This window comes from Acidiphilium sp. JA12-A1, assembly GCF_000724705.2.
GTDB classification, from domain to species: Bacteria; Pseudomonadota; Alphaproteobacteria; order Acetobacterales; family Acetobacteraceae; genus Acidiphilium; species Acidiphilium multivorum.
The window spans coordinates 12483-36959 of record NZ_JFHO01000031.1; the positions used below are offsets into that span (position 1 = coordinate 12483).

Genomic DNA, 24477 nt, shown 5'->3' on the forward strand with positions numbered 1-24477 from the left:
AACCGCACCGTCCCGCCCGCATTCACCGAGGAGACCCGTCATGAAGCCGAAGCACAGTGCCCTGTCGATGCTCACCCTGGCCGCCGCGCTCGCGCCGGCGCTGCCGCATGCGACGGCGGCGAAGGCGGCGAGCGGGATCGTTCTCGCCGCGGCCAATCCCTGCGCACCGCAGAATCCGTGCGCGCCGCAATCCGGCGCGACGAACGGGCAGACGAATTCGGGCAACCCTTGCGCTCCGCAGAACCCCTGCGCGCCGCAGAAATAGGCGTTTCGCCGCGGCGGCGGGCGCGCGCCGGATACGCCGCGGCAGCCCAGATCGCCGCCTGGGCGCGGGCCGGAACCAGCGCGCCCGCGCGGTTGCCCGGCACTGCCGAGGGGTTCGCCGAATGGACGCAATATCCGCAGCCAGAGGCGTTGGATCCGGTGTCAGGCTGGCGGTTCTTCTACCATGCCCATGCGGTGCGTGAGCGGTTGCGCGCCGAGCATGGGCATTTCCACATCTTCACGCCGGGGCCGGCGGGCGGGATGGGCTTCACGCATCTGATCGGCATTTCGGTTGACGTGCAGGGGCTGCCGATCCGGCTGTTCACAACCAATCGCTGGGTGACTGACGAAGCCTGGCAACCAGCGGCGGCGATCGGACCACGCGCCTCGCGGCCGCGCCTGGCGGGGGCGTCGCCCGGCGATGTGGCGCGCTGGCTGGAAAATCTCGTTGTCCTGTTCGCGCCGGACATCGTCGCGCTGCTGTACGCCCGGGATGCGCGGATGGGATCGGGGATCGGCCCTGACGACCGGCGGTTCGAGGATCGCAGGTTGCGGATACCGAGCCAGATGCGGGTTTCCCTCGCCGCCGCCCTGCGGCGTCTCGCCGCGGCATAGAAAACATTCATTTCCGCTACCGTGTTTTGCAGGACAATCGTTCTGCCCAAGGAGGCCTTGCCGACATCCCCATTTTCATTTTTCCGGAACTATTGACCGGCCTTTGGTAGGTCACAAAAATCGTCTCGAAAGTCTTAATTCGAACGATCACGCGGCCGGCGAGTCCGGCGCGCAATCCGGGCAAGATGGACCTCGAAGGAGGAAGGATGAAGGCGGGCGGTTTCGGAATGGCCGGCGCAATCGCTGCTGGCCGCAATGCCGGGAATGGCGCCTCGCCGGCGGTTGTCACGCGGGGTGAGGCATGAGCCAGATTGCCGCGACCGGGCCGCGTCCGCCGCGAGTTCTGCTGGCCGCAGCGAGCGTCGTCATCGTCGGGCTTCTCGCGATGACCATGCCGGCTACCGGCGGCAGGCTGCCGGCGCTGGTTCTGATCGGTGCGGCAATGGGCATGACGCTGGCCCACGGCGGCTACGGTTTCGCCTATGGCTGGCGCGCGCTGGTCCTGCGCCGTGACGGCAGCGGGGCGATGGCCAATCTTCTCATGCTCGCGGCGGCGACGGTGCTGTTCGCCCCCATTCTGGCGCGGGGAGCGGTGTTCGGCCATGGCGTGGCCGGTGCGATCGCGCCAGCGGGCGTGCCGGTCGCGGTCGGTTCGTTTCTGTTCGGGGTGGGGATGCAGATGTCCGGCGCCTGTGCCTCGGGCTGCCTGTATGCGTCGGGCGGCGGCAATCTGCGCACGTTGCTCGCGTTGCTGTTCTTTTGCGCGGGAGCCTTCATCGCAACATTCCAGCTGCCCTGGTGGCTTTCCCTGCCTTCGCTTGGCGCGGTCTCGTTCGGTGGCATGATCGGCTGGGGCCCGGGCGCGGCCCTGCAGATCGTTGCGCTCGGCGGCCTTGCGCTGATACTGCGGCGGTTCGCGCCGCCGGCCTCGCCGATGATGCGCGCCTGGCTGCCGCAAGGGAGTGCCTGGTTCCGTGGCCCCTGGCCGCTCCCTTTCGCCGCGCTGATGCTGGCCGGGCTGAACTGGTTGACCCTCCTGATCGCCGGGCATCCCTGGTCGATCGTCTGGGGGTTCACGCTCTGGGGCGCGAAGGGGGCGAGCCTGCTCGGCTGGGTGCCGCCCGCGCACGGCTTCTGGAGCTGGCCGTTCCCGCACGCGGCGCTTTCCCACGGCATTCTGGCCGACGAGACGTCGGTGATGAATATCAGCATCGTTCTCGGTGCGCTGCTTGCAAGCGCGATCGGCGGACGGTTCAGTCTGACCACGAAATTCGAGCCGCTGCCGTTGCTTTCCGCGGCGCTGGGCGGTCTTGCCATGGGTTATGGCGCGCGGCTCGCCTTCGGCTGCAATATCGGCAGCCTGTTCAGCGGCATCGCCTCGACCAGCCTGCACGGCTGGGAGTGGCTGGTTTTCGCGCTGCTCGGCACGCCCGTGGGCATCGCGCTCAGACGACGGTTCGGACTGCCGGACTGAATGGACATGCGGGCGGCCGGCGCAGGCCGGCGCCTCGCCAGGGATCAGGGAGATCATCATGAAACTGTCAGTCATTCCGGCATTCGGTCTTGCCGCGGCCGTTCTCGGCGGCACGGCCTTCGCCGCGAAGCCGGTGCCGCCGCTGGTGAGCGCGGATTGGGTCGCGGCCCATGCGTGCAAGCCCGGCGTCGTCATGCTCGACGTCCGCAATCCGATCGGCGGCGGCAACGTGCAGACCTATATGCACGGGCACGTGCCGTGCGCGGTCTACAGCAATTATGCGCAGAACGGCCTATGGCGGAAGGATGTCGACGGCGCGCCGGGGATGGTGCCGCCCGTCGCGGAGCTGGAGACCCTGATCGGCGGCCTCGGTATCGGCAACCGCACGCGCGTGGTCATCTACACGGCCGGGACGAGCGCCACCGACATGGCGAGCGCCGCGCGTGTGTTCTGGACCTTCAAGTATCTGGGCGACAACAATGTCTCCATCCTGAACGGCGGCTATGCCGGATATGTCGGGCGGGGCAGCACGCCGGCCCATCCAGTGCAGGCGGGCTTCGTCAAGCCGGTGGCGACACGCTTCGTGGCCCATGTCAGGCCGCGCCTGCTGGCGACGGAGGCCGAGGTGGAGCGGGCGATGAAGGCGCACGTTCCGCTGGTCGACGACCGGCCGTCGGCGCAATATCTCGGCGTGAACCTCGCGCCGGTGGATACGCGTCCGGGCACGATTCCCGGAGCGCGCAACCTTCCCGAAAGCTGGTTGACGGTGAACGATGGCGGCGTGTTCCGCACGCCGGCGGATCTTGCCGGACTCTACAAGGCGGCAGGGGTGCCGATGGCGGGTCGGCAGATCAATTTCTGCAATACCGCGCACTGGGCGGCGCTCGGCTGGTTTGCCAGCTATGAGCTGCTCGGCAACAAGCAGGCGAAGCTCTACACGGGCTCGATGTCGCAATGGTCGCGCAACGCCGCGCTGCCCGTCGAGCGTCAGGTGCGCTGACCTCGGATGCGTTCTTGTAACACCGCCGTGGCCAGGCTTTGGCCGGGCCACGGCGGTGTCAGCGCTGATCCTGGCAGCCGCAGGAGTTCCGGATCCTCAATTCCGGCGTGAGACGCACGATTTCGAATTGATCATCGGGCCGCGCGATGCGTCTCGTCAGCAGTTCCACCGCCTTCATGGCGATGTCCTCGAGTGGCTGTGCGAGTACTGTGAGCCGGGGGTTGAAGAGTTCGGCCCAGTCGAAATCATCGAACCCGACCAGAGCCATTCCCGCAGGCACCTCTATGCCGGCGTCGCGCAAGGCGTGCATGGCGCCGATCATCATCAGGTTGTTGGAGGCCACGATCGCGGTTGGCCGTGGGTCGAGCCGGAGCAGTTCGCGAACGGCGCGGCGTGCCGGTTCGTTTGCTGATTCTCCGCAACACACCAGGGCGGGATCGAACGGGATGCCGGCCTGATGCAGGGCGTCGCGATATCCTTCGAGCCGCTCGATCGATGTTGAAATTCCTGGGGCTCCCGCCACGAAGCCGATGCGGCGATGGCCGTGGCCGATCAGATGCGAGATCAGCTCGCGGCACGCGACGGTGTTCTCGACGCCGACCTGGTCAAACTCGCCTCGAACGATACGATCGACCAGCACCGACGGTATGCCCTTGCCCTTCAGGTAGTCGAGCGCCCGTCGGTCGGTTCCCGCGGTCGGTGCGAGAATGATGCCGTCCACCCGGCGCTGGTGCAGCGCCTTGATGACCCGCAGTTCCTGGTCCGGATCGTCATGCGTGTCGGCCAGGAATATCATCAGGCCCCGCCTTGCGCATTCGGATTCGATCACACGGACCGTTTCCGCAAAATAATGATTTGTCAGGGCCGAGATCGCCACACCGATCGTTTTCGTCGAAGCTCCCGCCAGGGCCTGCGCCAGCGAGTTCGGAACGTAGCCGGTCTTCCTGATGGCATCCCTTACAGCTTCGACCGTCGCGGGACGGACTTTTCTGGTGCCGTTGATGACATGCGAAACGGTTGATACCGAAACGCCTGCCTTGTGGGCAACATCTTCCATGGTGGCCAATTGCTCGACCCCTTACAGATCCGGCGACCGGTGATGTCGGTAAGCAGCCGACCGAGGAGATGGGAGCGGGGCGACGTTCCCATACTGTCCAATCATGATGCGGCGAGTCACGAAATGGCCCCTCCTTCAGGTGCAGAGCGAACGCGCCGCAGGGTAAAGGGTTCGGAATTTCTGATATCGGTCGTCCAGATCCTCGCGACGGTCCGCTTGCGGCTCGAAGGTCTTTCTGACGGGCAGTGACATGTTCACCGGCTCGTCGATTCCGAGCGCGGCGAAACCGAGTTTCGCCGCGCCGATCCCCGCGCCGAGTTCGCTGCCTTCCAGCGTATGGAGTTCGCGTCCCAGCACGTTCGCCAGCAACTGTCCCCAGTAATCGCTTTTCGCTCCGCCGCCGACCAGAGAACAATGACGAATATCCGAACCTGACTCCTCCACCGAACCCATGGCATCCCGCAGGGCGAAGGCGACTCCTTCGAGAACGGCGTAGCCGAATGACGGCGCCGCGGTCTCGATGCCGACATTCATGAAGCCGCCGCGCACGTTCGGATCGTTGTGCGGGGTACGCTCGCCGGATAGATAGGGCAGAAACAGCGGGGTTGTCGGCGGAACCGGCCGTTCGAGTGGCAGTTCGGCGGCAACCCGATCAAGCAAAGCCTGTTCGCTCGGCATCGACAGCAGTTTCGATACCCAACGCAGCGAATTTGCGCCGCACAGGATGGCCCCCATCGCGTACCATCTCTCTGGCAGCGCGTGGCAGAAGCCGTGAACGCCGCCGGCAATGCGCGCCAGGGGGCGATCGGTGATCGACACGACGGCGGCACTGGTTCCCAGGGTGACAAACGAATCGCCCGGGTGTGACGCGCCGATCCCGACCGCGGAGGCCGGATTGTCGGCGCCGCCGCCTGCGACCACGACCTTGCTGTCGAGGCCAAGCTCGCTGGCGGCGCTTCGGGTCAGGGTGCCGGTGGCGGATGTTCCCTCGCACAGGCTGGGAAATTGCCGAGGTTCGAGATGGGTCGCGGCGATCATCGGCTCGAACCATGAGCGGCGATGCACATCAAGAAAGAGCGTGCCGGCGGCATCGGACATATCGGTGACGCGCTCGCCGGTTAGCCGGAGCCGGAGATAGTCCTTGGGCGACAGGAGGCAGTCGATCTTCCGGAATGATTCGATTTCGTGGCCATGCAGCCAAAGCAGCTTGGGTGCCGTGAGGCCGGCCATCGGAAGGCTGCCCGTCGCCTCGATGAACGAGGGATGATTTTCCGCCAGGAACGCCGCTTCGGCAGTGGAGCGCGCATCGTTCCACAAGATCACGGGGCGGATGCTTCGGTTATGCCGATCCAGAAGGACCGCTCCATGCATCTGTCCGGACAGCCCGATCGATCTGACCGCCTCATAAGCTTCGGGATACTGCCGGCGAAGTTCGCGCAGGGCCGTCATGCAGGCGATCCACCAATCCTCGGGATCCTGCTCGGCCCAGCCGGGGTGCGGATGCGATGTCGGCACGGCAGCCGACATGGTGCCGATGACCGCTCCGGATGAGGTCAGCAGGACCGCCTTGACGCCTGATGTCCCGAGGTCGATGCCAAGTGAGAGGGGGGAGGCGAAAGATCTCATTCTCGCAACTGCTCGATATTTCCAATGCTTGCCTGTCTCGCGCTGCGGCGCACGAGACTGCGCCGGAGGTCATGCGTGGAGGCGTTTGCTTTCAACCCATGTGGCCTGCTCCGTGCGGAACCGAAATCCAAAACGATCGCGTGTATGCGGCGAGCCCTGGCGGACGCGGGGGGATGATGCGCAGCGGCACGATGCCGGCCCGCGAGTCGATCTTCTTCTGACCTGCCTACAAACACTACAGGGAGCGAAAGCGCTTGCGCAAGCGCTTTCGTTCATCTAATTTTTGGTCTCCGGGCAAATCTATGAGCCAAATTTGTCCGAAAAGTAGAATTGTTCAAAAACAGGAGGGAACGGGAATGAAGCTGGCAAAGCGGCTTTCGATAGTGGGCATGGCAATCGCCGGAACGATCGGCCTGGCCGGCCCGCACGCCGAGGCGGCGCAGACCTGCGCGAAGCCGAAATACGTGATCGGCATGTCGTTGATGACGCTGACCAATCCGTATTTCGAGACCATGGCGAAAACCGCCGCCAAGGATGCGGCCGCGGATTGCGCGAAGCTGATCTACTATGGCGGCAACATGAGCGAGGCGCAGCAGCTCAACCAGGTCGAGGCGTTCATCCAGCGGCATGTCAACGCGATCATGTTCGCTCCCGCCGATGCGGCGGCGGCCTCCTCCGCCGTGCTGGCAGCCAATCACGCGCATATCCCGGTCTTCACGATCGATACCAATGTCGACATGAAAACCCTGAAGCGCGCGGGCGGGCATATCGTCGAATTCGTCCAGTCGAACAATGTCCAGCTTGGCGAGAATGCCGCGAAGGAAGTCATCGCCTATGACAAGTCGGCTCTGCACGGGGCGCCGGTGAAGCTGGGATGGATTGATTATCCGTTTGCAACCTCGGTCCAGGATCGGGACAAGGGTTTCAAGAAAATCATCGATGGTGACAAGAACATCCACGTCGTATCGAGGTTGAATGGCAAGGGGACCACGCCGGGCGGCTTGTCCGCCACGGCGGCGATGCTTTCGGCGCATCCTGACGTCAATGTGATTTTCGATATCAATGCGCCGAGTGGTCTTGGGGCGATGGATGCGATCCGCGCCGCCAACAAGGTTGGCAAGGTTGCGGTGATCGGTCTCTCAGGCAGCCAGCAGGCCGTGCAGGCGATCTGCCAGAACTCTGTCTACAAGGCTGGCGCGCTGCAGTCCCCCGCGGTCGAGTCGAAGATCGAGGTCGCGAATATCATCAAGTATCTCGATGGCGACAAGAATATTCCCAAACTGGTTCTCACCAAGACCTATACCGTCAGTAAGGCTAACTGCCACGAGATGATGAAAATCGCCTATCCGTGACGACGGTGTCCACCGGCCAGGCTGGCAGCCTGGCCCTTTCGGGAATCGTCAAGCGATACGATTCCGCACCCGTGGTGCGCGGAGTGAGTTTCTCGCTCCGCGCTGGGGAAGTGACGGCGCTGCTTGGGCATAATGGCGCGGGCAAGTCGACGGCGCTGAAGATCCTGGGTGGGGCGGAGCAGCCATCCGGCGGCCATATCCTGCTCGATGGCGAGGCCGTGACGCTGACGACGCCGCGCATCGCCGAAGCGCACGGCATTGCCGTGGTCTGGCAGGAACTGCGCATCATCGAGAAACTGACGGTGACGCAGAATTTCTTCCTCAACCGGGAGAAGCGGCGCGGGCCATTCACCGACCGCACCGCGATGAACGAACATGTCAGGAGGGCCCTGGCGACTTACGGCCTCGCCGCTGATCCGGACATGGCTGCGGGAGCGCTGTCGCCGGCTGACCGGCAGATGCTGGAGATCATCATCGCGCTCGACAAGGGCGGCCGGTTCCTGCTGCTCGACGAGCCGACGTCGGCACTGAACGCGAGTGAGATCACCCGGCTGCTCGATACGGTCCGCCGGCTGGCGGCGGGCGGCACCTCGATCGCCATTGTCACGCACAAGCTCGGCGAGGCGCTGGCGGTTGCCGATCATGTGGTGGTGATGAAGGATGGCGATGTCGTGCTGGATGCGGAGCGCGCCGATCTTTCGGAGGCAGATCTTGCCTATTACATCACCGGCCATCGGCGCGATGCCACGCCGCTCGCCGAGGTCTCGCCGCGGACCGCGTTCGGCGGCACCACATTGCTCGATATAAGGACCCTCTCGAGCGGCAATTGCCGCTCGGCGAGTCTGGAGATCAATGCTGGAAGAGTGGTCGGGCTGTACGGCGTGGCCGGAGCCGGGCAGGTTGAACTGCTGGAGGTGCTGTTCGGCGTTCGGCCGATGCAGGGTGGCGAGATCCGCCTGGCCGGTGAGCCGTATGTGCCGACAACGCCGCGCGCCGCGCTGGCAAAAGGCTTCGGGTTCCTGACGGACGACCGCAAGGCCAACGGCTTCATTCCCGACATGACCATCGGCAAGAACATCGTGCTCGCCAGCATCGACCGGTTCTCGCGCGGGATCTGGTTCGACGATGCGGCAGTGGCGGAGCAGGCGCGCACCATGGCGGCCCGCCTGGCCATACGCTCGCCGCTTGGAACCAGCGTGCGGCGCCTGTCCGGCGGCAACCAGCAGAAGGTCATCTTCGCGAAATGGGTGACGGCGCGGAGCCGCATCCTGCTGCTCGCCGAGCCGACAAAAGGTGTCGATATCGGTGCCAAAGCCGAGATCCATGCCCTGATCCGCGAGTTGGCCGCGGCGGGCGATACGCTGCTCGTGTGCTCCTCGGAGATCGAGGAGATTCTCGAAGTTTCAGACGTGATCTATGTATTTCGGCACGGCATCTGCGAGGGCACAGGGATTCCGCGCGCCGAGGCCGAGGCACGTTCGATTCTCGCACAATCCCTCTGACATATCCGCAACCGGGGCGATCTTCATGGCAAAACAGGACACCAGCACGACTGCCAGCCCGCAACGGAAGGGCCTTCGCCTGCCGCCGGAGACGGGAATTTTCGTCATTCTCGCGCTGATCATGGCCGGGATGGAGGTGCTGACCGGAAACTTCCTGACCATCGGCAATATCTCGACCCTGCTGGTCAACACGATCACCATCGGGTTGCTGGCGGTCAGCGAGACCTTCGTGCTGCTGATCGGCGGCATCGACCTTTCGGTGGGCGCGATCCAGGCGCTGTCAGGTGTAACGGCCGCCGTGGTCATCAACCATACGCCGCTCGGCTGGCCTGGAGCGATCCTCGGCGGCATCCTGGCCGGGGCGCTGATCGGCTTCATCAATGGTTCGATCACACATTACATCAATGTTCCAGCCTTCATCACGACGTTCGCGACCCTGGGCGTCGCCGCATCGATCCCGCTGATCGTGACGCAAGCGAATCCGATTCCGATTTTCAGCAACACGTTCAACGCCCTTGGACAGGGATACGTGCTGAAGATCATTCCGATCGGCGTTCTCGTGATGCTGGTGGTCGCCGCTGCCGCGCATGTGGTGCTTAGCCGCACCGCGTTCGGCGTCAAGGTCTACGCCGTCGGCGGCAATCGCCATTCCGCCTGGCTGGCTGGCGTGAACATCGCGCGGATCGAGATCCTCTGCTTTACGCTTTCGGGAACGATTGCAGGGCTTGCCGGGGTGATCCTCGCCGCGCGTCTTGCGTCCGGTTATCCGACAGCCGGTTCCGGCGCGTCGTTGTTCGATGGAATCGCATCGGCGGTCGTGGGCGGGGTGAGTTTGTTCGGCGGATCCGGCAGTGTTGCCGGTGCCCTGCTCGGAGCGATCGTGATCGGCACGCTGACGGAAGGCATGGATGTGCTCGATCTCAATACCTATTGGCAACCGCTCGTGATCGGCATCGTCATCCTGCTCGCGGTGATGCTGGATACGTGGAAGACCGGATTGCTGCGCACCCTCATGCGCCGACTGCGCCGCGCCTAATCGCACCGCACCGCCGGGGTAAAAATCGGAATTACACCAGGCGTTTTTCGTTTCATCGGCCCCCGTTTTGCGTCTTTGTTTGAGCAGTGAACAGTGCTAGGATTCTCCTGCAATCATTGAAAGGCGTCGCCATGTCGAAAGCGTTCATAACGGATGTGATTCAGAATTCGACCGGGATTACCGGCGTCGCCGCGAACCGGGCGGCTACGGACGTTATCGAGGCGATCGTCAAGGAACTGAAGAAGAAGGGCAAATTCACGCTGCCGAGCTTTGGCACGTTCACGGTGCGCAAGACGAAGGCGCGCAAGGGCGTCAATCCGCGCAGCGGCGAGCCCATCAAGGTCAAGGCCGGAAAGACCGTGCGTTTCAAGTCGTCGCCGACGCTCAAGACACGCGTCTGACCCGCGGCGGCAGTCTGGCGCATCGGCGGAATCTGCCGCCGGTTTCCGGCCGGGCTGCCGGTCGTGTCTTCAGGGCTGGTTTCGCCTCGGGGCGCAGATGCGGCGCTTAGAGGACCGAGCGCACGATCTCCTCGATCCCGTGGTCCGGGTGCCAGCCAAGCAGGTTTTCGGCGCGGGAAGCATCGCCGACCGCGCGCGGAATATCGCTTGGCCGAAGGCGGGTCGGATCGATCTCGACCGAGACATGGATACCGAGAGAGACGATCATCGCCTCGACCATGTCGCGCATCCGGCGCGGAATGCCGGAGGCAATGTTGAAGATCGTGCCGTTCGGCAGGTCGTCGGAGCGTCCCAGCGCCAGCGCATACGCACGGACCACGTCGTTCACGTGAAGAAAGTCGCGCTCGGCATCGAGGTTGCCGACATGCAGCACCGGCGCGGCATCGCCGCGGGCAATCCGGCGGAGTTGGGCGGCAAAGGAGCCAAGAGCGAAGGCTTCGCTCTGCCCCGGGCCCACATGGTTGAAAGGACGGAAGCGCAGCACGCGCAGTCCGGATTCCGCAGCCATGGCGCCGAGGGTCAGATCCGCTGCGGCCTTGCTTGCCGCATAGGTGTTGAGCGGCGCCAGAGGCGCCGATTCGTCCAGCGCCTGGCCCGAACGGAAACTGGCTCCGTAGCAATCGGCACTTCCGGCATGGATCAGTTGGCAGCCAGGCGCATGGGCAAGCAGGGCACGGGCAAGATTCAGCGTGCCGTCGAGGTTCACCGCGAAGGCACGGCGTGGGTGTTCCCGTGCCTCGGGAACGGCGGTGATGCCCGCGAGATGGACGCAGGCATCCGGCCGGACGTCGCGCACCGAGGTCTCGGTGGCGGCGGGGTCGGTGATATCGGCGCGGAAGGTAACCAGTTCGGCCTCGGGAAATCGGCGGCCGAGTTCAGGCATCAGGTGCCGGCCTACGAAGCCGCCGGCGCCGGTGACAAGTATCCGCGTCAGTTGTCCCATTGACCAAGCGTCTCCATCGTATAGTCGTAGTCGGCGCACGCTAGTGGAAGTTGGAGACGGTGGCCAGTCCGCCGCCGGCGCGGAACGTTCGCATGGCGGCGGCAATCTGCGAGGTCAGCCGGGCGTGGTGCGGCGCAGGCGTTCGAGATCGGCGTCGACCATTTCGATGATCATCTGCTCGAGCGTGGTTTCCGGCCGCCAGCCGAGTTTCTGCTCCGCCTTCGCGGGATTGCCCAGCAGCACGTCGACCTCGGCGGGGCGGTAGAAGGCGGGATCGATGACGAGGTGGCGCTCCATGTCGAGGCCGGCATGGTCGAAGGCGATACGACACATGTCCCGCACCGTGGTAGTGCGGCCGGTGGCCACGACGTAGTCATCCGGCTTGTCCTGCTGGAGCATCAGCCACATCGCCTTCACGTAATCCCGTGCGTGGCCCCAGTCGCGCTTCGCGTCGACATTGCCAAGACGCAGTTCGCCGGCGAGGCCGAGCTTGATGCGGGCGACGCCGTCGGTCACCTTGCGGGTGACGAACTCGACGCCGCGAAGCGGGCTTTCGTGGTTGAACAGGATGCCCGAAGAGGCATGCATGCCGAAGCTCTCGCGGTAGTTCACCGTGATCCAGTGGCCGTAGAGCTTGGCGACGGCGTAGGGCGAGCGGGGATAAAAGGGGGTCGCCTCGCTCTGCATCGGCTCCTGGATCAGGCCATACATTTCCGAGGAGGATGCCTGGTAGAAGCGGGCCTCCGGCTGTTCGGCGCGGATTGCCTCGAGGATGTTGGTGACGCCGACGGCGGTGATGTTGGCGGTCAGAATCGGCTGCCGCCAGGACGAGGCGACGAACGACTGGGCGGCAAGATTATAGACCTCGTCGGGCCGGACTTCCTTGACGATGCGCACGAGGCTGGAAAGATCAGCGAGATCGCCGTCAAGCAGGGTGACCTTGTCGGCAATGCCGAGCCAGCGCAGGCGATGGTCTTCGACGCCGCGATGCGAAGAGCGCCGTATCACGCCGAATACCTCGTATCCCTTGCCCAGGAGCAACTGGGAGAGATAGGCGCCGTCCTGGCCGGTGATCCCGGTGACGAGTGCTGTTTTCATGCTTCGATCCCTTAGCCAATAAACTTGGCGGGATCTATATGCGCCAAAATGTCAAATTAATGGCCGGAGGCGCGACCACTACATCGATTGCGAGCCCGCCAGCAGATCCGCGATCCGGATCGGGAAGCGCCGTACCCGCGTGCCGGTGGCGTGCCAGATCGCGTTGCCGATGGCGCCGACGGTGCCGGTGATCCCGATTTCGCCGACGCCCTTGATGCCGAGCGGATTCACATGCGGATCGTCTTCGTGGACGGTGATCACGTCGAGGCCCGCCACGTCGGCGTTGACCGGGATGTGGTAGCCCGCGAAGTCCGCATTCACGATCCGGCCGGTGCGGCGGTCGTGGCGAGCCTCTTCATGCAGCGCGAAGGACAGGCCCCAGATCATTCCGCCCATCAACTGGCTCGTGGCGAGGCGTGGGTTGATGATGCGGCCTGCGGCGAAGGCGCCCACGAGGCGGGTGACGCGGATCTGGAAGAGCGCGGGATCGATCTTCACCTCGGCGAAGACCGCGCCGTGCGAATACATCGCATGGCGTTCCGCGGCCTCGGGCGGGCGGGCGGCGCTGCCGGCGCCCTGGACTGCCGCGCCGCCGGCGCGGGCAATGATCTCGATATAGCTTTCGCTGCGGCTGTCATCGTCGCGGGCGAAGAGCCTGCCGTCGCGCGCGACGACGCCGGCATTGGCGCCGAAAAGCGGCGAGGCGGGATCGGCCACGGCGATCTCTCCGAGCCGGCGGACGGCATCGCAGCCGGCGGCATGAAGCGCGCCGCCTGCGGTGGCCGTGTGCCCCGAGCCGCCGGCGATGCCGCCATCGGGAAGGTCGGAAGAGCCCGCGCGGAACTCGATCCTGTCGAGCGGCAGGCCGAGGCCGTCGGCGGCGATCTGCGCGAGCGCGGTCCAGGCGCCCTGGCCCATGTCGGCCGCCGCCGTCTCGACAAGGCCGGTACCATCGGGGCGCAGCGTGGCGCGTGCCTCCGCCGCGAACATCGGGGCGTGGAACAGCGCGGTGCCCATGCCCCAGCCGACGAGCAGGCCGCGATCGTCGGTCATCTGGCGCGGCGCGAGCGGCCGGCCGGCCCAGCCGAATCGCTCGGCGCCCTGCCGGTAGCATTCGCGCAGAGCCTTCGAGGAATAGGGCCGGCCGGTGCCCGGCTCGGCGTCGGCATAGTTGCGCAGCCTGAATTCCAGCGGGTCGAGTCCCACCGCTTCGGCCATCTCGTCCAGCGCGCATTCGAGCGCCGCCGAACCGGATGCGATGCCGGGGGCGCGCATCGGCCCCGGTGTGCCGATATCGGCGCGCACGGCGTATTGCGTCGAGCGCAGGGCCTCCGTGGCATAGAGCCCCAGGGACGCGTCCGCCGCACCTTCGATGAAATCGTCGAAGGTGGAGGTGACGGCGAGCGATTCGTGGTCGAGCGCGGTCATGCGGCCGTCATCGTCGGTGCCGATGCGCAGGCGCTGGCGCGTGGCGCCGCGATGGCCGACCGGGCCGAACATCTGCTCACGCCGCAGCATCAGCTTGACGGGCCGGCGAAGCGCGCGCGCCGCCAGGATGGCGAGTAACGCCGGCCCGTTGATCACCGCTTTCGAGCCGAAGCCGCCGCCCAGATAGGGGCTGCGAATCGTCACGTTTTCCGCAGGGATGCCGAAATAGTAGCCATAGGCCCCGCGCGACATCACGATGGCCTGGCTCGGCACGTCCAGCGCCAGTTGGTCGCCGTCCCAGGTGGCGACGATGGCGTGGGTCTCCATGGCGTTATGGTATTGCGCCGGAGTTTCATAGGTCAGGTCGACCGCGTGGCGGGCTGCCGCGTGGCCTGCGGCGACATCGCCGAAAACGGTTTCCGCCGGCCTACCGAAATTGCCGGACTCCGGCTTGTACGGGGCATCGCCGTCAAGCCCGAGGCGCGGCGGCAGGGCTTCGTAGTGCGGCACCACGAGACGGGCGGCTTCGGTGGCGGCCTCGACCGTCTCCGCCACGACCAGTGCGATCGGCTGGTTGGCATAGCGGATCTCGGCGCTTTGCAGCACCTCGGTGCGGAAGGCGAACAGGAAGGGTTTCGCGTCCGGATCGCCGGCCAGCGCCGGGCGGTTTTCCGGCGTGAACACCTCGACCACGCCGGGATGGGCCCTGGCCGCCCCGGTGTCGAGGCGGATGACGCGCCCGCGCGCGATGGTGGCCGGCACATAGACGGCGTGGAGCAGGCCGTCCGGGTGATTGTCGGCAGCGAAAGTGGCGGCGCCGGTGACCTTGGCGATGCCGTCGCGGCGGGTGACGGACTGGCCGGCGTTCGAGCCGAAGCGGATGGAAGTCTCAGACATGAGCGAGGTCTCCGAAGGGCGAGGCAGGCAGCGCCGGCATCCGGGCGGGCGTGCCCGCGGCGGCGAGCGCCAGAGCCCGGGCCGCGGTGCGACGGGCGAGTTCGATCTTGTGGGCATTCGCCCCCGACGGGGTGGCGCCGGAAAGCGCCACGGCGGCGGCGCGGGCGAAGAGTTCGGGCGCCGGGGCGGCGCCGGCCAGCATCGCCTCCGCCTCGCGGCTGCGCCAGGGTTTCGCGGCGACAGCACCGAGCGCGAGCCTGGCCTCGGCGATCCGGCCGCGATCAAGACGCAGCGCCGCGGCGGCCGAGACCAGCGCGAAGGCGAACGAGGTGCGCTCGCGCAGCTTGAGATAGCGCGCATGGGCGCGGAAGGCGGACGCGGCGGCGGGCAGGCGCAGGGCGACGATGAGTTCACCCGGCCCAAGCGCGGTCGCGCGTTCGGGGGAATCGCCCGGCAGCCGATGAAGCTCGGCGAAGGGGATCTCGCGCGCTCCCGCCGGGCCGGTGGTTTCGACCACGGCATCGAGCGCGGCAAGGGGAACGCAGAAATCCGACGCGCTGGTGGCGATGCAGGCTTCGCTCCAGCCCATGACCGCGAGGGCGGCGTTGTCGCCGTCCCGCGCATCGCATCCGCTGCCGGGCGCACGGCGGTTGCAGGCACTCAGCGGGTCCTGGAAATAGGCGCAGCGCGGGTGCTGCAGCAGGTTGCCGCCCACGGTCGCGGCGTTGCGCAACTGGCCCGAAGCTCCCGAGAGCAGCGCCTCGGCGACCATCGGGAACTGCGCGGCGAAGGTAATGTCATGGGCGAGATCGGCATTCCGCACCAGCGCGCCGACCCGGACACTGCCGTCCTCCAGCGTCTCGATCGCGTCGAGGTCGGGCAGGCGGGCGAGGTCGATCAGCTTGCCCGGCCGCAGCGCGCCGGTCTTCATCAGATCGACCAGGTTGGTCCCGCCGGCGAGATACGCCGCGCCCGGTTCCCAGGCGCCGAGGGCTTCATCGAGCGTGGCGGGGCGGAGATAGGCGAAAGGGGTCATGCGGCGTCTCCTGCGCTGGTATCCGCCATGCGTCTCGCGGCGTCCTGCACGGCCTCGGTGATGCCGTGATAAGCGCCGCAGCGGCATAGATTGCCGCTCATTCCCTCGCGGATGCGCTCCGGGTCGTCGCCGGCATGACCCTCGGTGATCAGGCCGAGCGCGCTCATGATCTGCCCTGGCGTGCAATAGCCGCACTGGAACCCGTCATGCTCGATGAACGCCGCCTGCACCGGATGAAGGCGGCCGCCTTCCGTGAGACCCTCGATGGTCGTGATCTCGGCGCCATCGAGCGTGACGGCCAGCACGAGGCAGGAATTGATCCGCCGCCCATCGACCAGCACGGTGCAGGCGCCGCACTGGCCGCGGTCACATCCCTTCTTGGTGCCGGGGAGCGCCATCCGCTCGCGCAGGAGGTCGAGCAGCGTGATGCGCGGGTCATCGAGCGTCAGGTCGCGGCAGATGCCGTTGAGCGTGAGGTGTATCGGGTGGAGCATGGAGTCTCCGATCATTCGGGATGTTTATGGATCGACGGGCGCGCTGGCGCGGTGCAAAGGTGCCCGAAAGGTGCGTTGAGCGGCGAAGCCGGATCCGTCGGCCGCTTTCGACAATATACGGAGCATGCCTCCGTTTAGCAATGGGAGAGTTCGGCACGATGCAGATCGCCGGTCGCAAGCCAAGATCGGATGCGCAGCGCAACCGCGAGCGACTCGTCGCGGCGGCAAAGGAGATACTGGGGCAGGGCGGTCCGGAGGCGAGCCTTGAAGCGGTCGCGCGGCGTGCGGGCCTCGGCATCGGCACGCTCTACCGCCATTTCGCGACGCGCGAGTCGCTGTTCCTGGCGGTCTACGCCAGCGAGGTTGCACAGGCGACGGAGACGGCCACCGAACTGGAATCAGCCGGCGACGGGCTGGAGGCGCTGCGGGCGTGGATTCACGGAATGGTCGGGCTGGTCGAGACCAAGCGAGGCCTGATCGGCGCGTTGTCGGTGGCGATGACGGAGGAGGCGAGGGCACGGTATTCCGAGGTGTCCGCGCCGCTGATCGTCGCGATGGAGCGCCTCGTGGCGCGGGCCCAGGCGGACGGCTCGGTGCGGGCGGATGTCACCACGCAGGAGATCATGTCGACGGTGTTCGCTCTGTGTTACGCGCGCCAGCCCGATCCGGGCTGGAAAGTCCAGGTGCTCCGTATCATCGATATCTTCGTCGACGGGCTGCGGCCTCCGATGGCGCGCGGCGGCTGATCGCCAGCGAGCCTGCCGGCCGGATGCGCGAGATGATCGCGTCTTGTCCGGCGTGCATGAGAGTCCCCAGATATCGTGCGGATCTTGGCGTGATGCCCTGAGCCGGTTGAGGACAACGAGAAAGACGAAACCATGATACCCAGAGAACCGGTCTTCCTTTTCGACCTTGATGGGACGTTGGTCGACAGCGTTTACCAGCATGTCCTGGCCTGGAAGGACGCGCTCGATGCCGAGGATATCGACCTTGCCGTCTGGCGCATCCATCGGAAGATTGGCATGAGCGGCGGACTCTTCACGAACCAGCTCCTCCGCGAGACCGGGCTGGAGATCAGCCCGGAACGCATCGAGCGCCTCCGTCGGGGCCATGCCGAATCATATCGTCGTTACGGGAAACGGATTCGTCCTCTCCCGGGTGCGAGGGCTCTTCTCGATCATCTCACCGGGTCCGGCGTGCCCTGGGCGATCGCGACCAGCGGGCGCATGGAGACCGCCGCGGTCAATCTCGAGGCGCTGCAGGTGGACCCCGAGCAGGCGGCGGTGATCACGCGCGATCAGGTGAACCACGCAAAACCGAACCCGGATCTCTTTCTCGCCGCGGCGGAGCGGCTCGGCGCGGCGATCGAAACGGCGGTCGTGGTGGGCGACAGCATTTGGGACATGCTCGCGGCGGCGCGCTGCAAGGCCCTGGGAGTCGGGTTGCTGAGCGGGGGGTATGGCGCCCATGAGCTGCGGGAGGCTGGCGCGATCAGGGTCTACGAGGATCCCGCCGATCTGCTGCGCCATATCGACGAGATCGGTGGCCGCCGGTGACATCCGTGCCTGACCGGCCCCGACCCGCCGGATTGTGCCCGTCCCATGATCCTCACTGAAGGCGGCGTTCCGGAGAACGAACCCGGTTCGACGGTGAGGCTACACGATGGGCGGGCGCTCGGGTATCTCGATGTCGGTGCGGCGGAAGGTCCACCGGTCTTTCATTTCCACGGGCACGGTTCTTCGCGGCTCGAGGCCCTCGTGCTGGCCGACGCGGCGCGGTCGGCCGGCCTTCGTATCCTCGCATTCGACCGTCCCGGTATCGGACGCTCCGCCCCCCGACCGGGCGACAGGCTTCTCGATTGGCCGGCGGATATTCTGGAGGCGGCCGATCTTCTCGGAATCGGCCGGTTCGCGGTGCAGGGCATGTCGGCCGGAGGGCCTTATGCGCTCGCCTGCGCGAGGGCTTGCCCCGCCCGCATCACGGTGTGCTCGCTGGTCAGCGCCATGCCGCCGCCGGCGATCGCGCGTCGCTCAGGGCCGCTGAAGCGACGGCTCGCCTGGTGGATCGCGTCTCTGTTCCCGCGCTATCTGCGGCGCCGGCTCAGGCAGTTTCGACCGGACGGCATTCCGACGAGGGAGATGATCAATGCCCGGCTCATGCGCATGGCGCACTGGCTGGGCGGCGAGGATCTGGCCCTGATGCGAAACCCGGCCATGCTTGACCTGATGGCGCGGACGATGACCGAGACAGCCCTGCAGGGCGGCGCCGCGAACCGCACCGAGATCGAACGGCTGGCCCGGCCCTGGGGATTCAGGATCGGAGACGTGCCCGTGCCGGTCCTGCTGTGGCATGGCGGCCAGGATCGGATCCTGCCGGTTGAAGCGGCACGCCTCATGGCTGGGCGGCTCAGGCAATGCGCCGCCACCTATTATGACGGGGAGGGGCATTTCTCGGTTCTGGTGAACCGGTCGCACGATCTGATGTGCGCGTTGAGGGCGCATGCGAGATAAGCTCGCCGGCACCTTGGCGAGCGTTGCGATCGGGCGGAAAGGACGTCGTCAGACGAGGGGCGCGCGGCTCACCGGTCCGCGACCCGGATTCCGTCCTGGCGCATCACGCGCCGGGAGGTTCCGATGGCGGCCGCGATCTGCGCCTTCGAGGCATGCGCCGCGCCGGCGCCGAGCTTCACCTTGCCATCCGGCTCCGGGATGGTGATCGGCTCGACCAGAACCCGCGCCACGCCTTCCCGGATCATGCCGAGGCGGATCGCGACCTCCGGACTGACATCGAGCATGCGGCTTTCGACATTCGGCCCCCGGTCGGCGACCGTGACGGTCGTGCTCGTGCCGTTGGACAGGTTGACGACCTTGGCAACCGTGCCGAGCGGCAGCGTCTTGCTGGCGGCCATCGGCGCGTGCGGATTGAAGCGCTGGCCATCGGCGGTGCGCCGGCCGGCAAAACGGCGGGCGTAATAGGAGGCCTTGCCGGTCTCGTTGCGTCCCGAGAGATCGAGCGGCGGGCGGAGAACGGCCGGCACCGCGACGGGAGGCATCGTACTCAGCCGTTTTGCGACGGTCAGCGCGGGAAGCGCCTGCGGAGGCGGTTCGGCAGGCGGCGGCATGGCGAGACTGGCCTGCGGCGCCTTGGCGGCGCATGCGGCAAGCCCTGCCGTGCAGAGAATGATCGCGCCCATCCTGAGCCATGCTCCGGACCGACACTCGACCGCGACATTCTGCTCTCCCGACTCAAGGGCGCATCTTGGTGATGTGTCCATGGGCAGAGGTTATGAGGAAGATGCATGGCCGAAATGTGGCAGGGTTTGGGCGGGCGGAAACGTCGGCGTCCGGGCGGCGCGTGTTCAGCGCGAGGGCGGCGTATGTCCGACCGCGCCTTGGACCAGGAGATGCCGAAGCCGGAACCCATGGCTGGCGGAGAGACGTTCACCCACGCGCAGCCGGTGGCATTGGCAGACCGCCGCCTCGTAGCACAGAAGACAGGATGGCTTCGCCGAGGCCAGTTCCGCGGCTTCCGCCAGCGCGAACGCAGCTTCCGGCGTAGCCAGACGGTCGTCGACAATGCGCCAGAACTCGTCCCACCGCCGCCGACGATTGGCCTCGCGCCCCGCTGCCGGCGTGCCCAGCGCCCGCAGGTGATGGTAGCCGATTCCAGCCGCATCGAGACCGGCGGCGAGTTGTCGCTTCGAAAAACCCGCGCGCCGCGAGAGAGGCAGGTCCCTGACATCGATCACCTGGCGAACGCCGGCTTCGCGCAGGCACCGCACGAAATCATCAAAGCCGCATTTTTCGTAGCCGATCGTGGCCAGTTCATCGGTGTCCATGGGCGGAGTATAGACGCCGGCGCGGCGAAGTCGAACGCCGAGCCCGGTCACCCGCGATCACGGAAACTGCCCAAGCCCGCCAGCCGCCGGCGGCGGTTGCAAAACCGGAGTTGCCACCGGATATGTGCGGCGACGGGCTATCTTTCAGGACTGCCGGACGTGAGCGAAAGGCCGATTTCACAAGTGCGATCGGGGCGCGGCGGCGCCTGCTGCCCTCGGCGGAGGACGATCTGACATGGGACGCATCATCTGGCTCGCCTCCTATCCGAAATCCGGCAACACCTGGCTGCGGGCTTTCCTGCAGAACTATATCCTCGATGAGGGCCGGCCGCAGGACATCAATCGGCTGACCCTGCTTTCGACCGGCGAGAGCGGAGCATCGCTCTACCGGCCTTTCATGGCCGAACCGGATGCGACGCTGTCGGCCGAGGCGGCCGCCCGCCTGCGTCCCGCCGTTCACCGCGCGATCGCCGGCGCCGACCCGCAGCGGGTCTTCGTCAAGACGCACAATGCCAATGTCGACCATGCGGGCACGCCGCTCGTGACGGCCGGGGTCACCGATCGCGCGATCTATCTGGTGCGGGATCCGCGCGATGTCGCGGTTTCCTATGCGCATCACCTCGGCGTCGGCCATGACGCATTGATTGATCTGATGACGGACGATCGCGCGGTGTCGGGAGACAACGTCCACAAGGTGACCGAATTCGTCGGCTCCTGGAACCGGCATGTGGAGTCATGGACCGCGCACCCCGCCTGGCCGACGATGGTGTTGCGCTACGAAGATCTGCTCGCCGATCCGGCCGATGGTTTTGGCGACGTGATCCGCTTTCTTGGCGCGGAGCCCGATCCCCCCCGCCTTGCCCGCGCGATCCGACACAGTGCGTTCGACGTCCTCGCCGCACAGGAACGTGAACGGGGTTTTGTCGAACGGCCGGGGGCGGCGGCGCTCTTCTTCCGCAATGGGCGCGCCGGACAGTGGCGCGACGTGCTGTCGGATCGGCAGAGCCGCGCGGTGGAGCACGCCCAGGCGCCCCAGATGCGCCGCTTCGCCTATCTCTGAACAAGGTCGGGGCAGCGCTCCTCGCCAACCCGCGCAGGAGAGCTCCGGCATCACTTTGGGCTTTCTGCGTCGATGAAATCGGATCATGGTGCGCAATCAGGCAACTTGTTCCATTCGCCCAACCGGAGACCCATGCGGGAGATTCTTGTGCTCGCGGATGCGATCCTTGCGGTGCATGTGATCGTCATCCTGTTCAATGTAACGGGGTTGGTCGTGATCCCTGTCGGTGCGCGCCTCGGCTGGCGGGTCATTCGCGTTGCGTGGCTCCGGCTGCTTCATCTTGCTCTTCTCGCGGTGGTTGCCGGCCAGGCGGTGGCAGGCCGTGCCTGCATCCTGACCATCTGGCAGCAGGATCTGGCGGGCGGCGCCGGGACCGTGCACCCGCTGATCATGCAATGGGTCGATCGGCTGATCTATTGGAACCTGCCAATGTGGTTCTTTCAGATCCTCTACTGCGCCGTTTTTCTCTACGTTGTGGCGCTGACCGTCTATGTGCCGTTCTGGGGAACGGCGACGCGAAACCGGTAGATCACCTTGCGAGCCGACCGGTGTGGGGGCCATCGGGGCTGACCTGCCGGTCGTTTGCAGAGGGTTGGTCTACCGCATCCTCGAACGAAACGAGATGGTTTCGCCATCAACGGCAAACCGGCCGAAGCCGCGATGATGGAGTGTTCGCGCGTTCCGGCGTGCCGGGTCGATCCACCCCTTGATGACCTCGAGCACGAACATGTCGTAGCGTCTGACCAGACGCATATCGATGCCGCGGCATTCGAGGTTGACGAAGCATTCGGCGATCAGCGGCGCGGTCACGAGCCGGGCCGGCCTTGCCGTCAGACCGAATCGCTCAAACTTGTCGACGTCACGGCCGGAACAGTTGCCGATGCCGACCACCGTCGAAGCCAGTTCCGCCGCTGGAATGGCGATGACACATTCTCCCGTCCTGCGCAGGGCGGCAAAGCTGTAATCGCCCTCGCCGACAATGCAAGCGATCAGCGGCGGTTCGAACTCCACCATCATATGCCAGGACATCGTCATCACATTGAGGTGCCCCCGCTCTGCTGTGGTGAGCAGAACGACGGGCCCGGGCTCGATGAATTGGTAGACCCTGGCGAGCGGAAGATCCCTCATCGCCATACCTTTCCACGGCTTCAGCGCGGCGTGGTCATGCCGTATGCCCGCAAATGAGCCTCGAACATCTCGGGCGGCAATGATTTGCGTCAACCAGGTGCGACATCTTCATGCCAGCGTACCGGACGCGCGGTGCCGGGGCTGCGGGCGAAGCGCACCGGCGATCATTCCGGAGGCCTCCTGGCCAGCCGTGATCGTTCGTCGCAGCTTCAGAAATCCTCCCAATCGCCGGCATCGGCGCCTTCGAGGTGCCGCTTAGGGGCGGCAATGGGGGCCGGCTTTGCCGCGGGCCGCGGCGGCGTTACCGGCAGTCTGCCCGGTGAGGCGGGGGCGGGCGATGTGCCCAGATCGAACCGCCCGATCAGCTGGGTAAGCTGCTCGGCTTCCTGAACGAGGCTGTGGCTGGCAGCCGTTGATTCCTCGACCATGGCCGCGTTCTGCTGCGTTGCCTGATCCATCTGGCTGACGGCGGTATTCACCTGCACCAGCCCGGTCGACTGCTCCTGCGCCGAGGCGGCGATCTTCGCAACGGAGTCGTTGAGTTCGGCGATCTGGCGGACGATCCGTTCGAGAGCCTTGCCCGTCTCGTCGACAAGGTCCACGCCCGCGACAACCTGCTGGTTGGAGGCGGAAATCAGTGTCTTGATCTCTTTCGCGGCATCGGCCGAGCGCTGCGCCAGCGCCCGAACTTCGGAGGCGACCACGGCGAAACCGCGCCCCGCTTCGCCGGCCCGCGCCGCCTCGACACCCGCGTTCAGCGCCAGCAGGTTGGTCTGGAAGGCGATCTCGTCGATCACGCCGATGATGTTGCCGATCTGTTTCGATGAGGTCTCGATTTCCCCCATCGCCCGCACCGCCTGCGACACAACGGAGCCGCCATGCTCGGCGTCCTGCTTCGCGGTATCGACGATATTTCGGGCATGCACCGCTGCGTCCGCGGTATTGCGTACCGTCGTCGTGATTTCGTCGAGTGCTGCGGCAGTTTCCTCGAGGGTCGCGGCTTGCTGCTCGGTGCGGCGGGCCAGATCGTCCGCAGCGCTGGAGATCTCGCCGCTGCCGGAGCGAATGGCCGAGGCATTTGTGGCAACCACGCGCATCGCGTCCTGCAACCTTTGCATCGCGCCATTGAAGTCTGTCCGGAGCTGTTCGTATTCCGCTGCGAAGGCGGCGGTCAGTCGGAACGTCAACCGGCCGGCCGAGAGTTCCTCCAGGCCATGGGCGAGAGAATCGACCACCGTGGCGAGCTGCTGCGCGGCGGCGGCGCGTTCCGCCTCCGTACGAGCACGCTCGGTTTCGCGCTGCCGTGCGGCTGCCGTGGCATCGTTTTCCAGCCGCGCCTTCTCGATGCCCGCGGATTTGAAGATCTCGACCGCGCTCGCCATGCCGCCGATCTCGTCGGTCCGGTCGGTGAAAGGCACATCAACGCTGGAATCGCCCGTCGACAGCGCCTTCATCACCGAGGTCATGCGCTTGAGGATGTTTGCGATGTTTTTCTGCATGTAAATCATGAGCAGAAGAAAGGCGAACAGAACCGGAATGAAGATCGCGGCGAAACGCAGCACCCCGTTCCAGAAATTCGTTCTGAGATCACTGATGTAGAGACCGGACCCGATCATCCAGTGCCAGCCCGGCACCTCCGCCATGTAGGAAATCTTGGGCTGGGGAGTCGAGGATCCCGCTTTCGGCCAATAATATTCATGAAAGATCGGATGACCGCTCGCCGCTGCCTGCATCAGTGGGCGGATCACGTAGTGACCGTATGGATCCTTCACGTTCTCCAGATTTTTCCCGATCACCGACTTTTTCGGATTTGCCAGCGCAACGCCGTGCCGGTCGTAGACGAAGAAGTAGTTGCCGTGATCGAAGCGCGCCGCGCCCAGTGCCTTGAGAGCGAGGGACTGGGCCTTCTGTTTCGTGATCACTCCCTGAGCCGCGAGACGGACATAGGTTTCAGTCGAGGTGACGGCGCTCGCGACCAGTGCTCTGGCCTGGGCTTCCTTGGAGTGTAACTCCATCTGGTATGAGTCGAACAGGTTCAACGCGACCGCCGCGACAGTGATTGCGACGCCAAAAGCACCGAGCATGGCGAACTGATAGCGGATCGAGAGCTTCTTGAGCACGAACAATCTCCCAACGACGACGAGCGCCTCATTTGCCTGCAAAAGATT

At 65.7% G+C, this 24477-nt stretch carries 24 protein-coding genes; 13 read left to right on the forward strand and 11 right to left on the reverse strand.

Annotated elements, in window-relative coordinates; translation table 11 throughout:
• Window positions 1-40 precede the first annotated feature (40 nt).
• The 4 genes from RT91_RS22470 to RT91_RS05925 all read left to right on the forward strand — a co-directional run bounded on the left by RT91_RS22470 (window position 41) and on the right by RT91_RS05925 (window position 3353).
• A complete protein-coding gene (locus tag RT91_RS22470; protein WP_035186195.1) occupies window positions 41-265 on the forward strand; it encodes a hypothetical protein in 225 nt (74 codons plus the stop codon).
• Window positions 229-879: a DUF6969 family protein gene (locus tag RT91_RS05915; RefSeq protein WP_013639488.1), complete on the forward strand. Its 651-nt coding sequence runs from the start codon at window positions 229-231 to the stop codon at window positions 877-879. The genes RT91_RS22470 and RT91_RS05915 overlap by 37 nt, the downstream gene beginning before the upstream one ends.
• A 301-nt stretch (window positions 880-1180) precedes the next feature.
• Window positions 1181-2353, forward strand: coding sequence for a YeeE/YedE family protein (locus RT91_RS05920; RefSeq protein WP_035186197.1), 1173 nt, complete (start codon window positions 1181-1183; stop codon window positions 2351-2353).
• A 58-nt stretch (window positions 2354-2411) separates the two neighbouring features.
• Window positions 2412-3353 (forward strand): sulfurtransferase, encoded by a 942-nt coding sequence (locus tag RT91_RS05925; protein WP_007422118.1) that lies wholly within the window; start codon window positions 2412-2414, stop codon window positions 3351-3353.
• A gap of 58 nt (window positions 3354-3411) precedes the next feature.
• Here RT91_RS05925 and RT91_RS05930 read toward each other — a convergent pair whose 3' ends face one another.
• Window positions 3412-4410, reverse strand: coding sequence for a LacI family DNA-binding transcriptional regulator (locus RT91_RS05930; protein WP_035186198.1), 999 nt, complete (start codon window positions 4408-4410; stop codon window positions 3412-3414).
• A gap of 135 nt (window positions 4411-4545) precedes the next feature.
• Window positions 4546-6036, reverse strand: a complete 1491-nt coding sequence (xylB, locus tag RT91_RS05935; protein WP_035186199.1) for a xylulokinase — start codon at window positions 6034-6036, stop codon at window positions 4546-4548.
• A gap of 254 nt (window positions 6037-6290) precedes the next feature.
• Between xylB and RT91_RS05940 the strand changes: the two genes are divergently transcribed.
• From RT91_RS05940 to RT91_RS05955, 4 genes are all read left to right on the forward strand, one after another.
• Window positions 6291-7388 carry a substrate-binding domain-containing protein gene (locus RT91_RS05940; RefSeq protein ID WP_231295344.1) on the forward strand — a complete coding sequence of 366 codons (1098 nt, stop codon included), beginning with the start codon at window positions 6291-6293 and terminating at the stop codon, window positions 7386-7388.
• Window positions 7385-8890 (forward strand): sugar ABC transporter ATP-binding protein, encoded by a 1506-nt coding sequence (locus RT91_RS05945; protein WP_035186200.1) that lies wholly within the window; start codon window positions 7385-7387, stop codon window positions 8888-8890. Before RT91_RS05940 ends, RT91_RS05945 begins: the two co-directional genes overlap by 4 nt.
• 130 nt (window positions 8891-9020) lie before the next feature.
• Window positions 9021-9926: an ABC transporter permease gene (locus RT91_RS05950; protein ID WP_240314210.1), complete on the forward strand. Its 906-nt coding sequence runs from the start codon at window positions 9021-9023 to the stop codon at window positions 9924-9926.
• 131 nt (window positions 9927-10057) lie between these two features.
• Complete coding sequence (locus RT91_RS05955; protein ID WP_007422124.1) at window positions 10058-10327, forward strand: HU family DNA-binding protein; 270 nt, start codon at window positions 10058-10060, stop codon at window positions 10325-10327.
• A 106-nt stretch (window positions 10328-10433) separates the two neighbouring features.
• Here the strand turns inward: RT91_RS05955 and RT91_RS05960 are convergent, their stop codons facing one another.
• The 5 genes from RT91_RS05960 to RT91_RS05980 all read right to left on the reverse strand — a co-directional run bounded on the left by RT91_RS05960 (window position 10434) and on the right by RT91_RS05980 (window position 16283).
• Entirely contained in the window at window positions 10434-11330 is an 897-nt protein-coding gene (locus RT91_RS05960) for a GDP-mannose 4,6-dehydratase (RefSeq protein WP_035186203.1), read from the reverse strand.
• Between the two features lie 114 nt (window positions 11331-11444).
• Entirely contained in the window at window positions 11445-12428 is a 984-nt protein-coding gene (gene gmd / locus RT91_RS05965) for a GDP-mannose 4,6-dehydratase (RefSeq protein ID WP_035186204.1), read from the reverse strand.
• Window positions 12429-12506: 78 nt separating this feature from the next.
• Complete coding sequence (locus tag RT91_RS05970; RefSeq protein WP_035186207.1) at window positions 12507-14753, reverse strand: xanthine dehydrogenase family protein molybdopterin-binding subunit; 2247 nt, start codon at window positions 14751-14753, stop codon at window positions 12507-12509.
• A complete protein-coding gene (locus tag RT91_RS05975; protein WP_007422128.1) occupies window positions 14746-15789 on the reverse strand; it encodes a xanthine dehydrogenase family protein subunit M in 1044 nt (347 codons plus the stop codon). Before RT91_RS05975 ends, RT91_RS05970 begins: the two co-directional genes overlap by 8 nt.
• Window positions 15786-16283, reverse strand: a complete 498-nt coding sequence (locus RT91_RS05980) for a (2Fe-2S)-binding protein (protein ID WP_007422129.1) — start codon at window positions 16281-16283, stop codon at window positions 15786-15788. The genes RT91_RS05975 and RT91_RS05980 overlap by 4 nt, the downstream gene beginning before the upstream one ends.
• A 158-nt stretch (window positions 16284-16441) precedes the next feature.
• Between RT91_RS05980 and RT91_RS05985 the strand changes: the two genes are divergently transcribed.
• From RT91_RS05985 to RT91_RS05995, 3 genes are all read left to right on the forward strand, one after another.
• Window positions 16442-17029 (forward strand): TetR/AcrR family transcriptional regulator, encoded by a 588-nt coding sequence (locus RT91_RS05985; RefSeq protein ID WP_231844471.1) that lies wholly within the window; start codon window positions 16442-16444, stop codon window positions 17027-17029.
• 132 nt (window positions 17030-17161) lie between these two features.
• Window positions 17162-17839: an HAD family hydrolase gene (locus RT91_RS05990; protein WP_007422131.1), complete on the forward strand. Its 678-nt coding sequence runs from the start codon at window positions 17162-17164 to the stop codon at window positions 17837-17839.
• 45 nt (window positions 17840-17884) lie between these two features.
• Entirely contained in the window at window positions 17885-18793 is a 909-nt protein-coding gene (locus tag RT91_RS05995; RefSeq protein ID WP_035186208.1) for an alpha/beta fold hydrolase, read from the forward strand.
• A gap of 68 nt (window positions 18794-18861) precedes the next feature.
• Here the strand turns inward: RT91_RS05995 and RT91_RS06000 are convergent, their stop codons facing one another.
• Together RT91_RS06000 and RT91_RS06005 are read right to left on the reverse strand one after the other, a co-directional pair.
• The gene (locus tag RT91_RS06000; RefSeq protein ID WP_013639498.1) at window positions 18862-19476 is read right to left on the reverse strand and encodes a septal ring lytic transglycosylase RlpA family protein; all 615 of its coding nucleotides are present in this window, start codon (window positions 19474-19476) and stop codon (window positions 18862-18864) included.
• A gap of 165 nt (window positions 19477-19641) precedes the next feature.
• Window positions 19642-20121, reverse strand: a complete 480-nt coding sequence (locus RT91_RS06005) for a DUF488 family protein (RefSeq protein WP_007422134.1) — start codon at window positions 20119-20121, stop codon at window positions 19642-19644.
• A 235-nt stretch (window positions 20122-20356) separates the two neighbouring features.
• Between RT91_RS06005 and RT91_RS06010 the strand changes: the two genes are divergently transcribed.
• Both RT91_RS06010 and RT91_RS06015 read left to right on the forward strand, forming a co-directional pair.
• Entirely contained in the window at window positions 20357-21181 is an 825-nt protein-coding gene (locus tag RT91_RS06010) for a sulfotransferase domain-containing protein (protein WP_007422135.1), read from the forward strand.
• A gap of 147 nt (window positions 21182-21328) precedes the next feature.
• Complete coding sequence (locus RT91_RS06015; protein WP_240314212.1) at window positions 21329-21709, forward strand: DUF2784 family protein; 381 nt, start codon at window positions 21329-21331, stop codon at window positions 21707-21709.
• Between the two features lie 69 nt (window positions 21710-21778).
• Here RT91_RS06015 and RT91_RS06020 read toward each other — a convergent pair whose 3' ends face one another.
• Together RT91_RS06020 and RT91_RS06025 are read right to left on the reverse strand one after the other, a co-directional pair.
• Window positions 21779-22309: a flavin reductase family protein gene (locus RT91_RS06020; protein WP_035186252.1), complete on the reverse strand. Its 531-nt coding sequence runs from the start codon at window positions 22307-22309 to the stop codon at window positions 21779-21781.
• Window positions 22310-22518: 209 nt separating this feature from the next.
• Window positions 22519-24429: a methyl-accepting chemotaxis protein gene (locus RT91_RS06025; protein ID WP_035186254.1), complete on the reverse strand. Its 1911-nt coding sequence runs from the start codon at window positions 24427-24429 to the stop codon at window positions 22519-22521.
• Window positions 24430-24477 lie beyond the last annotated feature (48 nt).